The sequence below is a fragment of the Rhizobacter koreensis genome, from assembly GCF_013366375.1.
GTDB classification, from domain to species: domain Bacteria; phylum Pseudomonadota; class Gammaproteobacteria; order Burkholderiales; family Burkholderiaceae_C; genus Schlegelella_A; species Schlegelella_A koreensis.
The window spans coordinates 242,138-254,431 of the sequence record NZ_JABWMJ010000008.1; the positions used below are offsets into that span (position 1 = coordinate 242,138).

The 12,294-nt window shown below is 65.5% G+C and carries 19 protein-coding genes; 15 read left to right on the forward strand and 4 right to left on the reverse strand.

Going from position 1 to position 12,294, the window contains the following annotated elements:
* Positions 1-160 precede the first annotated feature (160 nt).
* The 14 genes from HQN59_RS17665 (at position 161) to HQN59_RS26850 (ending at position 8,929) form a co-directional block, all read left to right on the forward strand.
* Complete coding sequence (locus HQN59_RS17665; RefSeq protein ID WP_176070430.1) at positions 161-385, forward strand: hypothetical protein; 225 nt, start codon at positions 161-163, stop codon at positions 383-385.
* On the forward strand, positions 382-1,275 hold the full coding sequence (locus HQN59_RS17670) for a hypothetical protein (RefSeq protein ID WP_176070431.1): 894 nt from the start codon (positions 382-384) through the stop codon (positions 1,273-1,275). Before HQN59_RS17665 ends, HQN59_RS17670 begins: the two co-directional genes overlap by 4 nt.
* The gene (locus tag HQN59_RS17675) at positions 1,276-1,938 is read left to right on the forward strand and encodes a hypothetical protein (RefSeq protein ID WP_176070432.1); all 663 of its coding nucleotides are present in this window, start codon (positions 1,276-1,278) and stop codon (positions 1,936-1,938) included.
* Positions 1,939-2,080: 142 nt separating this feature from the next.
* Positions 2,081-2,371, forward strand: coding sequence for a hypothetical protein (locus HQN59_RS17680; protein ID WP_176070433.1), 291 nt, complete (start codon positions 2,081-2,083; stop codon positions 2,369-2,371).
* A 438-nt stretch (positions 2,372-2,809) separates the two neighbouring features.
* Positions 2,810-3,250 carry a terminase small subunit gene (locus HQN59_RS17685; protein WP_176070434.1) on the forward strand — a complete coding sequence of 147 codons (441 nt, stop codon included), beginning with the start codon at positions 2,810-2,812 and terminating at the stop codon, positions 3,248-3,250.
* 14 nt (positions 3,251-3,264) lie between these two features.
* Positions 3,265-3,627, forward strand: coding sequence for a hypothetical protein (locus HQN59_RS17690; protein WP_176070435.1), 363 nt, complete (start codon positions 3,265-3,267; stop codon positions 3,625-3,627).
* 11 nt (positions 3,628-3,638) lie between these two features.
* Entirely contained in the window at positions 3,639-4,004 is a 366-nt protein-coding gene (locus HQN59_RS17695; protein WP_176070436.1) for a hypothetical protein, read from the forward strand.
* Between the two features lie 6 nt (positions 4,005-4,010).
* Positions 4,011-4,319, forward strand: coding sequence for a hypothetical protein (locus tag HQN59_RS17700; RefSeq protein ID WP_176070437.1), 309 nt, complete (start codon positions 4,011-4,013; stop codon positions 4,317-4,319).
* A complete protein-coding gene (locus HQN59_RS17705) occupies positions 4,320-4,655 on the forward strand; it encodes a hypothetical protein (RefSeq protein WP_176070438.1) in 336 nt (111 codons plus the stop codon).
* A gap of 8 nt (positions 4,656-4,663) precedes the next feature.
* Positions 4,664-4,921 carry a hypothetical protein gene (locus tag HQN59_RS17710; protein ID WP_176070439.1) on the forward strand — a complete coding sequence of 86 codons (258 nt, stop codon included), beginning with the start codon at positions 4,664-4,666 and terminating at the stop codon, positions 4,919-4,921.
* A gap of 11 nt (positions 4,922-4,932) precedes the next feature.
* Positions 4,933-5,175, forward strand: a complete 243-nt coding sequence (locus tag HQN59_RS17715; RefSeq protein ID WP_176070440.1) for a hypothetical protein — start codon at positions 4,933-4,935, stop codon at positions 5,173-5,175.
* Entirely contained in the window at positions 5,175-5,438 is a 264-nt protein-coding gene (locus HQN59_RS17720; protein ID WP_176070441.1) for a hypothetical protein, read from the forward strand. The genes HQN59_RS17715 and HQN59_RS17720 overlap by 1 nt, the downstream gene beginning before the upstream one ends.
* A gap of 15 nt (positions 5,439-5,453) precedes the next feature.
* The gene (locus HQN59_RS17725) at positions 5,454-5,783 is read left to right on the forward strand and encodes a phage tail assembly chaperone (RefSeq protein ID WP_176070442.1); all 330 of its coding nucleotides are present in this window, start codon (positions 5,454-5,456) and stop codon (positions 5,781-5,783) included.
* On the forward strand, positions 5,780-8,929 hold the full coding sequence (locus tag HQN59_RS26850; protein WP_176070443.1) for a phage tail tape measure C-terminal domain-containing protein: 3,150 nt from the start codon (positions 5,780-5,782) through the stop codon (positions 8,927-8,929). The genes HQN59_RS17725 and HQN59_RS26850 overlap by 4 nt, the downstream gene beginning before the upstream one ends.
* 124 nt (positions 8,930-9,053) lie before the next feature.
* Here the strand turns inward: HQN59_RS26850 and HQN59_RS17735 are convergent, their stop codons facing one another.
* The 4 genes from HQN59_RS17735 to HQN59_RS17750 all read right to left on the reverse strand — a co-directional run bounded on the left by HQN59_RS17735 (position 9,054) and on the right by HQN59_RS17750 (position 11,584).
* Positions 9,054-9,827 carry a hypothetical protein gene (locus tag HQN59_RS17735; RefSeq protein ID WP_176070444.1) on the reverse strand — a complete coding sequence of 258 codons (774 nt, stop codon included), beginning with the start codon at positions 9,825-9,827 and terminating at the stop codon, positions 9,054-9,056.
* 14 nt (positions 9,828-9,841) lie between these two features.
* Positions 9,842-10,792, reverse strand: coding sequence for a hypothetical protein (locus HQN59_RS17740; RefSeq protein WP_176070445.1), 951 nt, complete (start codon positions 10,790-10,792; stop codon positions 9,842-9,844).
* A complete protein-coding gene (locus tag HQN59_RS17745; protein WP_176070446.1) occupies positions 10,789-10,932 on the reverse strand; it encodes a hypothetical protein in 144 nt (47 codons plus the stop codon). Before HQN59_RS17745 ends, HQN59_RS17740 begins: the two co-directional genes overlap by 4 nt.
* A 79-nt stretch (positions 10,933-11,011) precedes the next feature.
* Positions 11,012-11,584: a hypothetical protein gene (locus tag HQN59_RS17750; protein WP_176070447.1), complete on the reverse strand. Its 573-nt coding sequence runs from the start codon at positions 11,582-11,584 to the stop codon at positions 11,012-11,014.
* 398 nt (positions 11,585-11,982) lie between these two features.
* On the opposite strand from HQN59_RS17750, the gene HQN59_RS17755 reads away from it, so the two are divergent.
* Positions 11,983-12,183 (forward strand): hypothetical protein, encoded by a 201-nt coding sequence (locus HQN59_RS17755; protein WP_176070448.1) that lies wholly within the window; start codon positions 11,983-11,985, stop codon positions 12,181-12,183.
* Positions 12,184-12,294 lie beyond the last annotated feature (111 nt).

The following is a 12,294-nucleotide window of genomic DNA, read 5'->3' on the forward strand; positions in this document are numbered from 1 at the left end:
GAGACGAAGCTGGCCTCCTTCCCATCAACGCCAGCACGTGGTGGGACTGGGTTGCCAAGGGTAAGGCGCCGAAGGGGATCAAGCTTGGGCCCCGAACCACAGTTTGGCCAATCGAGACGGTGCTCGCCATCGGCCGCGCAGCGTCAACGGAGCAGCAGGCGTGACGGCGGGCACCGAAGTGCTCGCGGGGCATGTGACGAGCGCGGTTGCTCAAGAGGCGGCCGGATCTGTCGCTGCGCAGCAGATGATCGACCGGCTCGGGCATGAGTGGGCGACGCCCGACATCGCCTGGCTCGCCTTCGTCGAGATCGCGGCTAAGTACGGGTGGCGCTCGCCAGCGTGTCGCGCGTTCGTCCATGAGCTGGCCAAGCGCGCCGCGGTATGACGGTCGCGAGTGCTTATGGTGCCCGTCACATAAAGCGTGAGCGACGCACCGCCGACCAGGTCAACACGCTCGACGATCAGATCTTGGCGGTGCTCGCCGAAGATCACCCGCAGAGCGTGCGGCACGTCTTCTATCGAATGACGGATCCGCGGCTTGCCGAACCCGTCGAGAAGTCCGACCGCGGCTACCGCCACGTTCAGCACCGCTGCGTTGAACTGCGCCGATCGGGGCGCCTGCCCTACGGGTGGCTGGCGGATAGCACCCGGCGCGGCTATCACGTCGACACCTTCGCAGGAAAGGCTGACTTCCTTCGACGGGTCAACAGCATCTACCGGGCTGATTTGTGGGCTGACGCCGACTACTACGTCGAGGTCTGGGTCGAGTCGCGTTCGATCGCAGGCGTGCTTCAAGACGACTGCAGAGAGCTCGCGGTGAGCCTCTACCCGTGCGGTGGCTTCTCGAGCATCACGCTGGCGTACGAGGCCGCCGAGATGATCAACAGCGTGGCGGAGGGTCGAGACGTCGTCATCCTCTACGTCGGTGACCACGACCCGGCCGGAGTCCTGATCGACAAGTCCCTCGAGCGCGAGCTGCGGGCGCACTTGGATCCTTCCATCGAGATGACTTTCGAGCGCATCGGCATCACCGAAGAACAGATCCGGACGCTGAACCTGCCGACCAATCCGCGCAAGGCGACCGACAAGCGATCACAGCACGTCCAGCACGCCGTCGAGGCGGAGGCCATGCCTGCAGCAACCATGCGCGCTTTGGTGCGCCAACACGTCGAGAGCTACCTACCCGAGCACGCGCTCGAGATTGCTCGCATCGCCGAACAGTCGGAACGTCAGGGTCTTCTCCGACTGGCGCACGCGCTGGAGCAGAAACGCTGAATGGGCCAGGACAAGGCGGCGCGCAAGAGCAAGGGCGCTGGACGCGACCCCGGAGGCTTCGTGGCCCTCCCCTGGAGCGTGTTGGACAGCGACGCCTATCGCAACCTGTCCGCGAACGCGCGCGCGCTGCTGCTCGAGGTCGCACGCCAGTTTCACCACGACGACAACGGCCGAATGATCCTGACGCGCGACTACATGGCGACGAGAGGCTGGAACAGCAGCGACATGCTGGTGAAGGCCAAGCGCGAGCTGCTCGAGAACAAGCTGATCTTCGAAACCGTGAAGGGTCGGCGACCGAACAAGGCGTCGTGGTACGCGCTGACTTGGTACAGCTTGGACAAGATCCCCGGCTTCGACCCGAATGTCGAGGTCGACTTCAAGCGCGGTGCCTATCGCGACGTCAAACCGAAGGCGACCGGCGTTCTGTCTGTACCGCTACACGGTACAAGAACCTACTCTATTGCACCGCCTCACGGTACAGAGGGGCCGTCTCCTGTACCGCCCCACGGTGCAATGAGAGCTCAAAACGGGCACTGCTCTGTACCGCCACACGGAACCCCTCTAGAAATGCCATCTGCTGGTGCTGTTGTTCCCCTACTTCCACAGGGGCAAAAACAGCGGGCGGCTCGAAGCGGCGCCCGCTTGAAGGTTGCGCGGCCATGAGCGGGGGCGCCATGCAGATGTCGGCGCACGTCCCTATGGGACCGGCCCGTACGGTCCATTTCACCCGTTGCTCACAAAAACGCCGACCGTTGTGCGCGCGCGCACGCGAGGCCGCAACGACACCACTGAGAGGACAGCATCCATGGACGAACAAGGCAACCTGACCGTCGACGACTACGTGCCTGGCTGGGCCGAGCGCATCGCAGAAGCTCAGACCCAGACGCACGTCGAGATCGACGGCAAGCTGTACCCCCGCCGTCGGTATGGCTCCGACCACCCGGACAGCGTGGCGCTGCAGCCGCGTTGTGGCGACTGCGGTGTCGAGCTCGGCCAGTTGCGCGTCCCGACATGCTGCGTCGAGCGCTGCCCGCGGTGCGATGGCCAAGCGATCACCTGCAGGTGTCCCGAGGCAAGGCTGGTGGTCTCGCAGTGAAGCCGAAGCGCAAGCCGCTGAAGGCGCTGCCCCTAAGCCCAGGTCTCTCCAGGTTAGACCCGTCGCGCATCCAGACCATGCAGGCCGGCTCGTGGCGCACGGACAAGATGAGCACGGCAGAGCGTGGCTACGGTGGTGCGTGGCAGCGCGAGCGACTCGAGTTCCTTCGTGATCACCCGCTATGCGAAATGTGCCTAGCCGAAGTGCCAAAGCGAACTACGGCGGCAACAGTCGTCGACCACCGAGTGGCGCACCGCGGCGACCAGGCGCGCTTCTGGGATCGAAGCAACTGGCAGTCGCTGTGTGCGCATCACCACAACTCGCACGCTCAGCGCAGGGATCGCGCAGACGCGGAGCACTGGGGGGGCAGCTCCGATGTTCGAGGGGCAGATGCCTCCTGACCGCCGGTTCGCGCACGTGCGGAATGAAAACCACCCCATGACCACCATGCCAACAGGTTTGACCGACCGCCAACGCCGCTTCGTCGATGCCTTCGTCCGGTGCCGACGTGGCAAGCAAGCAGCCATTACCGCGGGGTATGGTGAGAAGTGGGCCGCATCGGCTGCGTCACGACTCCTGAAGCAGCCGGAGATTGCCGCCGCGGTTGCCCGGCGCGTTGATCCGCCCGCGAACCCCGAGCCAGTGTCTCAGCTGTCGCCGATGGAGTACCTCGCGCAGGTCATGAACGACCCTGAGGTGCGCCTGGAGCGCCGCATTAAGGCTGCGACAGCGCTGCTGCCGTACGTGCACGCGCGCGGGCCGGCGGCGGCGGGCAAGAAGGCCGGACAGGCGGCCGCGGCCAAGCGGGCGGAGCGCGGCAGGTTCGCGCCATCGGCGCCGCCGCTGCACCTGGTCAAGCCGCCTACCCGCAAGGGCTGAAGGAAAGCCTGGGAATGGCCGACGACGCCGTGGTGCTCGAGCTCGCTCGAGAGATCCAGCGCCTGGCTGCTCGGGTTCGTGAACTCGAGGCGGCCAATGTCGAACCGGTCGTCCGACCACGCGATCGGGCAGCCCTGTCGGTACTGCTGCCTGCGCTCGAGGCGAGCGCCGGCGGCGCCTTCACGTCGTCGGAGGCGCTGCAGATCGCCCGGCGCCATCCTGACGTTGCAGCCGCGCTTGGTAGCGCCGAAGCGGCCACGGCGCCGCGCCTGGCCAAGCTGCTGGCCAGGACTCAGGGCGCACGCATCGGTGGTCTCCGACTCGTGCGCGGCGAGCGCGCCAACGTCGGCGTGCTTTGGGAGGTGCGCCCGGTCTGAAGTGACGTTCCGTGCTGTTCATCGTCACCGCGGTCGTTGCCCGGGACCGTGCTGCGCGTTGCAATAGGCGCAAAGGGGAACACGTGATGAACCATGTCGCCGTGCGACTGAGCCGCTTTCTCGAGTTGGAGCTCATGGCCGATACAGGGTCGGAGCAGAAGACGCTCGGCGTTCGGCTCGACCGCGTGCAAGCAGGGAACCTGGCCAACGCGCTCCTGGCCTACAGCGGGACGTCCGTCAAGAGCGCCACGCGCGGCGAGACGTTCCTCACGGCCGGTCAAAGCCTCGAGCAGCCGCTCGCCACGAAGGCGTCCCCAGTGCCGCTCTTGCAGGGCTCTGTGAGCATCCCCAGCCACTTTCGCACGTCAAAGGCGTGACGGGCGATGGCCGACGACATCCAAGCGGTCAAAGCCGATCTCCGCGCAGAGATCGGCAAGTTGAAGTGGCGAGCGGTGAAGCTGGGTGGCGGAGCGGCCGCCGGCAAGGCTGCTACGTCCGAAGACACGACGCCGGAGGCAGCGGAGGCGGCCCGAGAGATCGTTGCGGCGCTTCGGGAGCTGGAGCAGACGCTCGATCGTCGCCTGGACGGAGTGGCCAAGCGCCGGCCTGCATCGTATCGCCACGAAGTGCGACGGTCTGAGGACGGCCACATCCAAGAAGTCATTTCGACACCCATTGCAGAAGGCGAGTAAATGAGCAGCAACCAGTTCCAAGCCGCGATGGACGAGCTCTTCACTTCGGTCAAGGGGTTCGTCGAGCGGTCCATCGCGGTGCACGCCGGCAAGAGCGCCGAGATGCTGGAGCAAGTGCTCGAACGTCTCGACAACCAGCCTCCGGGGCTCTCCTACGAGGGCCTTTGGGTGGCCGGCAAGTCCTATTCGAAGGGCATGTTCGTTACGCATCAAGGCAGCGTCTGGGCGTCGATGGTGCCGAACAACCAGGACCAGCCCGGCGCGGGTGGAGGGAGCTGGGTTCTGGCTGTGAAGCGGGGCCGCGATGGCAGAGACGCTGCCGGGACTGCTGCCTGAGGTTAGACATGCCCCTCGACCTGGCCGACCTCAACGCACGCGCCGCCGGCGCTCGCCTGCTCGTGTTCGACAAGCGTGGCGGCACGCTAAAGGGCGAGACGCACCTCCCACCGTTCGAGCTCGGCGATGACGGCATCGCGCACAGCGTGCTCGTGGAACAGCTCGGATGTACAGGCGGCTGGTACGAGCTGCGCGGCCGCGATGGCGATCTCCTCGGCGAGGGCGCGATCACATGGTCGGCTGTTGCCGACGACCCAACCCACTGAAAGGCAAGACGATGATGATGAACGGCGTGTCCAAGGCGGACATGATCGGCGGCAAGGTGCTGCTCTTCTCGTCCCGTGGTGGCGCGCTGCTGCGCGAACTGCCGGAAGCTCTAACGTTCGAGCCGGGCCCGGGTGGGTCTCCGCATGTCAACCTTCCCGCCGAGTACTGCCGTGCGGCGAGCACCACATGGTTCCAGGCCATCGACCGGAACGGCCATGTCCGGTTCGAAGGTCCGACGAACACGGCCTGGTGATGACATCGCCGCTCGAGGCGTTCCTGCAGGAGCCGCAGCAGCTGCTCGCGAAGGAGCAGGCCGAGGAGCTCGCCAGGGGCGAAGCGCGCATCCGGCACCTCATGCTGACCGAGCCGGATCTCGGACTCACCGAGGCCAAGGTCGTGGCGCTGATGAACGTCGCCCGGCAGATCCTCGCCGAGCAGTTCGCGCGCTCGGAGCGAAACACGCAGATGGCGATGCGCGACATGCTGCTCGCGAACGACATCATCGACATTCACTGACCCAAGGATCCGCACATGCCCAAGCTGCTTCCCGTTCCCTCCGCCACCTTCAAGGCGAAAGTTCCCGTGCCCGTCGCTGGCGGCAAGGCGACCGACGTCGAAATGACCTTCCGACATCGGCGCAAGACCGACCTGGACGCGTTCGTGAGTTCGCGTTCTGGCAAGAGCGACGTCGAGAGCTTCCTTGAAATGGTCACCGGCTGGGAGCTCGACGACCCGTTCGACAGCGAGCATGTCGAGGAGCTGCTCGAGAACTACCCGGGCGCGGCAGTCTCGGCTTTCGAGACCTACATGCACCAGCTGGTGCACGGCGGCGGCGCCTCTGCGCGTGAGGTTGCCCGGTGAGCGAGACCGTCGGCCGCGGCGTAATCGAGCTCAGCGCTGACGCGACTAAGCTCAAGGCCGGCATCGCCGATGCACAGAAGTCGATTCGCGGTCTGGGCGAGTCCCAGCGGACGGAGAACACCAAGGCCGCTGCCTCCATCGACCGTTACATCGCGCGACTGCAGACCGCTGCCGCGGTGCAAGGCAAGAGCACGCGCGAGACGGAGCTCTACAAGCTGTCGCTGCGCGGCGCCTCTGAGGCACAGCTGAAGGCGGCCGACACCGCCCTTCGCATGACAGAGGCGCACGCCAAGAGCGTGGCCATGGGAGAACGCGTCCGCTCCGCGATCCTCGGCATCGGCGCGGCCGCAGGGATCGGGCTGATCGCAGCCGCTGCCGCCTTCGACAACCTGGTGCGCAAGGCCGGCGACTTCGTCGACATGGCCGAGAAGACCGGCGACTCTGCGCAGAACATCGCATCGCTCGCGGTCGCGGCCGAGACGTCCGGCACGGCAATGGAATCGATCGTCGGTGCTGCCAACCGCCTGGCCAAGAACCTGTCCGGCGTCGACGATGAGTCCAAGGGCGCCGGGGCCGCGATCAAGGCGCTGGGCCTGAACCTCGGCGATCTGCAGAAGATGGGCGCCGCGGACCGCCTGGAGACCATCGCGAAGGCGCTCAACGGCTTCGAGGACGGCCCCAACAAGGCAGCCGTCGCAATGACGATCCTCGGCAAGGCCGGCGCGGATCTCTTGCCGTTCTTCAAGGAACTGGGTCAGGAGGGTGGCCGGCAGTTCATCCTCATGCAGCGACAGCTTGAGCTCGCGGATGCATACGCAGACCGGCAGGCCAAGCTGCGAGGTGAAATCAAGCTGCACGCGCAAGCGATCGCGATCCAGTTCATGCCTGCGATCAACGACCTGACCGGCGGCGTCAAGGATTCGATCGCGGAGCTCGTCGGCCTCGACCGGTCGGCCTCAGACCTGGCGCGCAATCGGTCGATCGCCGCCTTCGCCAACGACGCGGTGCTGGCGCTGGCGCAGATCATTGACAAGGCCGCGCTGACTGTGCGTGCTGTTGGAATCGTGGGCCAGTCCATCGCGGCCGTCTTCCGGGATGTGCAGCTCGCCGCGCAGGTTCCGGCGCTATTGACCCCAGCCGGAATGACGGGCCTGCCGCAGTTCCTCGACGATCTGAAGAAGCGCAACGAGGCGCTGAAGACCTACAACCAGAACCTCGACGGCTTCCTGAACGGCAGCACGTCCAAGCTCGAAGACAGCGTGCGCGCGCGCATCGACAAGCGCGTGCAGGAGAGCGGCGCCAAGATCGCAAGCATGGGCGACCTCGCCCGCTGGGATCGCGAGCAGGTGGCGACTGGGCCAGCGCCGGGCCGCCGGCTGAACTACAACGCCGCCAGCGGGGGCGGCGGCCGCAAGGCGCGCGTCCCAACGATTGCGGACACCGCTGCGCAGGACGCCAGAGCGCAGCTTGCGCTCGAGATCGACGAGTACCGCAAGCGCTCCGAGACCATCCAGAACGTGTTCGCGAACGGCGAACGGATCCTCGAGGCCAAGCGCTCGGCCGGCTTGATCAGCGAGAGCGAATACTACGAATCCAAGCGCGGGTTCTTGGACCTCACCACGCGCGCTCAGGAGGGTGCCCTCCAGCAGGAGATCGCGCGCCTGCAACGCGAGACCTTCGTCGGCAAGGACCGCGTCAAGAACGAGACCGACAACGCGCGCCGGATTGCCGATGCCGAGGCCAAGCTCGCCAAGGTGCGTGACGACGCTGCCACCGAACAGGAGGTGCTGGGCATCCAGCAGCGCAAGAGCATCGACCTGATCGCGCGTGCCTACGACGATGCCCGGATCTCGGCGCAGGCCTACTTCGACGCCACGCAGCGTGCGGCCGAGGCCCAGATCAGCGGCATGGGCAAGGGGGCGAAGGCCCGCGACTTCGATAGCTCCATCGCCCAGATCGTCGAGACCTACGAGCAGCGCCGCCAGGACCTGCAGCGCGACAACCGCAACGGCCTCTTCAAGGGTCGGGAGGCGGACTACCAGCGCGAGCTCGACCTCCTGAACGAGTTTCAAGAAAAGTCGATCGCGAGCTACACCGACCGGTACCGGCGCATCGAGGAAAAGGAACGCGACTTCGGGCTCGGGATGCAGGAGGCCCTGCAGAACTACATCGATGACGTCGCGAACCGCTACAAGGCGGCCGAGGGCATCGTCACGAACGCACTGGGCGGCATGGAAGACGCCCTCGTCAAGTTCGTGCAGACCGGCAAGCTCGACTTCAAGAGCTTGGCCGATTCGATCGCGGCTGACGTCACGCGCATGACCATTCGCGAGACCATCACGGCGCCGCTCGCGGGCTGGCTAAAGAGCGCCATCGGCGGGAAGGCTGGCAAGGCCGGCGCCACGGGCGGGCTCGACACCTCCGGCGTCTCGAGCAGCCTGGCGAGCCTGCAGTCGGTCGGCATCGTCCCGACCATAGACGCGTTCACGCGCCTGCAGCTGGCCGCGGACGGCGCCGCGAGCTCGCTCGGTGCGAGAGCCGGCGACACGCTATTTCCGGAGGCAGGCTACACGGGAGAGCTGTCCATCGCCGACCTCTTCAAGGAGACGGACGCCTCGCAGAGTGAGGCCGCCAAGAGCGCGGATGCGTTCGGCAAGACTGCCTTCAGCGCAGCCGGGTCCATCGCCCAGCTTGCCGCGGCAGCTGGAAAAGGCGGTGGGGCCCTGAGCCTCCTGCCGTCGCTGATCAGCGCGGCGTTCAGCAGCACATCAGGGTCCGGCGGCAGCAGCGGCTGGCTCGGTTCGCTTGTCAGCCTGGCCGGCAGTGCATTCGGCGCGGAAGGTGGCGAGTCCTACTCGGCGGCGCTCGCTGGAGGTCGCGCCGGCGGCGGGTTGGTTGCTCGGGGTCGCATGTACGAAGTCAACGAGCGCGGCCCCGAACTGCTTAACGTCGCCGGCAAGCAGTACCTGATGATGGGCGACAAGGGCGGCACCGTCACCCCGAACGGCGGCTCCAAGACTGAGCACCGTCCGATTCACGTGACCAACAACTTCGTGCTGAACGAGCCGACGAGCAAGGCGACGCAAGGCCAGATTTCGGCGCAGGTTGTTCGATCCCTTCAGAACGCCGAGGCGCGTTTCCTCTGAGAGTGCTGGGCGCCTGCGAAGCGCTTGGTCCGCGACTAAGTCGCCTGGGGCCGGCGCCGCTTTCCGACCTGGCACATCAGCGGCGACCTGGTGACTGCGGAGCTGACGAAGGGCTCCGTGGTGATCACGTGGAGGGGCCTTGCCGGTCTGCATCTGGAGCATTGAAGGCGATAAACCTCTCACCCGGGAACGCTTGTCGCAGTGCCGCTGGAACCACTTTGCCGACGTCCTGCAGCCTTCCTATGGCCGCGTCGACGTGCAGATAGACCTGGTCGGTTGCCGCCTTGAGTTGAAGGGTCAACCGAGGGCCAATACAGCGCTCCACCTGTTCGAGCGGCCACCCCTCAGCCCACCCCAAACGTTCAAGAGCGGGTTGAAACTCGCCCAAGTGAATGGCTGATCGGGCGTTAACGGCCTGCACTGCAGCCTCGAACTTCTCGTCCGCGAGGATGATCTCGGCCACGACTCCGGCAGCCCCCGTGCTCATCAAGAATGCCAGGTTCGGCCCGTCGACCATCCACCGCGCATAGTCGTACGGGGGAGAGCTAAGCAAGGAGACGTGTCGTGTTGCATGAGCTCGCTGAGGGTTCAAGAACTGCGCTTGGTAGTTGACCAACCAGTTCAGCTGTCGCCAGAGCTTCAGCAGCGTGACATTGCAATGCTCGACGCGAGCGGCGAGCTCGGCGGCAATCTGACGCCGCTGCTCACGAACATGCTGCCATTGCACCACAGCCGCAGTTGCAACAATGGCTGCGACCGATCCAACAGCTTGAATCCAAGCTGGCGCAGGATCTGTGGACAGCCATCCGCGGACTGAGATCCAATGCGGCGCGGCAGCTAGAAGGGAGACGAGACAGACGTACACGCTCCAAGCAATCGCAGTTACGGTCTTCTCCACGGGTGCCTTACCCACTAGATGATCAGCGTTCGTCGGAGAGTCGCGAGGCACTTGGCGTCGTGAAAGTCCTCACGCACGTACTTTGCGAAGCTGACGTGAGCTATTCGTTGCGTGGCTTGACTGACTTCCGCTGGCGTTAGCCCGTATGCTGAAGCGGCGAAACGCCGAGTCGTCATCGGTCGATTTGAATCCACGCTGCCGCCCGCTTGAATGGCCGCTGGACCACCCAGCCGCCGCAAGTTCATCTCGTCGAACCCGAAGCCAAGAAAGCAAAGCACCTCGGCGTCAGCGAGCAACGCGCGAGCCTCGGTGAACTCCTTGGAGTCGTCGCGACCCTGCGCGATCACCCGCAGGCCGCGACCCGCCATGCTGATGCTGTTCAGCATGTTTTGAGGATGCCCGCCATACGGAACAAAATCTTCCGCGTCAGGGTCGAGCGACCCCAAGGAGCCGTAGACGTGAACGATGTTGAATGACTTCACTAGCTGCGCGGCCTCTTTCTCCGATCGCCCGAAGCGGTTCGCAAGGGCTACCGTGAGGAAGCACTCGAGCGACCTGTCGTAGTTGAACGTGACGAACGAGATGCGGTTGGCCGCAAGGTCTTCCCAAGGACCGTCCATGGCGTCCAGGAGGTACCTATACCAGTGGTCCTCAGCCGGCTCCCCATCGACGAGTTTGTCGAGTCGTTCGGCAGGCAGTAGGCATGCAGCAATGGCAAGCGTGCCGATCTGCTCAAAGTCAAGACGGCGCGCAAGGAAGGCGTCGATCGAGCGGTCGTTCGAACGTCGGAAGGATCGGATGAAATCCACTCCCAAACCCGTTGCATGCGGCCCGCGGATGGGCAACGCATCCGCCGCGTCGCCGGACAGGGCTTTGATGTTGTCGGCAAGGCCACTCCCGAGCGGCAGCCCGTAAGGGTGACTCGCGCCAGCGCCAAGTACGAGCACCGTGTTCTTCTTGATCATGGCTGCAGATAAGGCTCAGTTCTCTCGGGCCGACTGTTCAGCACGTGCTCGCCCGAGTGCTCCGGCAGCAGGATCACCTCTCGCGTGCCCTCAACCGGCGTGGCGGTCGGGTCGACCTTCATGGCGTCCTCGCGGCTCATCTTCCAGCGCGAGCGGTGGCGCTTGCCCGGCTTGCCGGCGGTGGGCAGCCACCCAGCGTTCGACCTCTTTCACGCGGGGCTACTTTGATGCCGTCGCGAGGAATCCATCTGTGCCGTCCGGTAGAAGGACGGCAACGGTCAAAGTACGCCTCGCCCCCACCGACAGAACGCCCACGCCTGCGAGCGTGCGCTGATCGAAGAGACAGTTCGGGCCGGAGTAGGAGAGCGAGACATCGAAGACGTTCTTGCCACTTCGATGCGGCCTCACCGTGCCCGTCTGCGTGCAGCCGGCTTGGTTGCTGCTTACTTGCCCGGTGCTCGAGATCGTCACGGGCGTGTTGGTAATGCCGCCAGCGGACGCTGCTCTGAAGATCCACGAGCCGGCAACGTCGCTAACGGACGCGGGGCGCAAGTAGTTGCTGTCGAAGTCCGCTTTGAAGGTACCTGGGTTGACCCCACCGATGTCGCCCGACATTGACCCTGCAGGCGTGTAGGTGCCGGATACGTTGATGGGCAGAATGGCGCCCCCGTAGAGGTAGTAGTCCGTACCGGCGCCGCTGAACACCGATCTGCTGGCAGAGACGTTGCCGTGGATCGCACCGTGAGCAAGCCCGTTCTGCCCATAGATGCCCCAGGTCTCGCCCGTGTCCAAGACGAGTACGTCGAACGTGTAGCCGGTGGACGTCGTCCCGCTCCAGAAGCCCTCTGGGGTGCTCGTTGGCGCAGGCGCCGGGGCTGGCGCGGGTGCTGGCGTGGGGGCCGGAGACGGTGCTGGAGAAGGGCTCTGTGCCACGCCGGTGTTGAAAGGACTCGTCCCCGCGTTTGGACCTCCGCCGCCGCAAGCCGCGAGCGCGAAGGCGCTGGCCAGCCATGAGAGTCGCGTTCTGATGTCCATGAGGGTGTGCATTCCTGTCGTTCGCTGCGTGCTGCATGCTAGGGGCGGAACAAGGCGCGCCCGAAGCCTGAGCGTGGAATCGTTCACACATCAAAGGGATGGCTGAGCCGCCGCGGGCCAGGAAGAATGGCTCGTCACCCGCCGAGGTAGCCGCCATGGACATCCACGCCTTGACCTTCGCGCACATCCGTTGGATCGAGCGATGCGCCGAGCGGATCCCGGCGGCCGACCCGGAGATCGGCCACATGGCGGCCGTGCAGCAGGCGTTCGAGCTGTTCGAAACCTGGCCGCTCGCCGATCCAGTGGCAGCCGCTGAGGCGTTCAGCGCGCGCGAGCTGATCGTGCTGCCGGCGTAGTGGAGTCCAACTCTGCCGTGTCCCGCGCAGAGCCCAGCATCACGCACGGGGCGTTCTCGCTGGTAACCGGTCCAGCCGGCGGAGTGCCGCCTCCGCCTCCGCCATGACCAC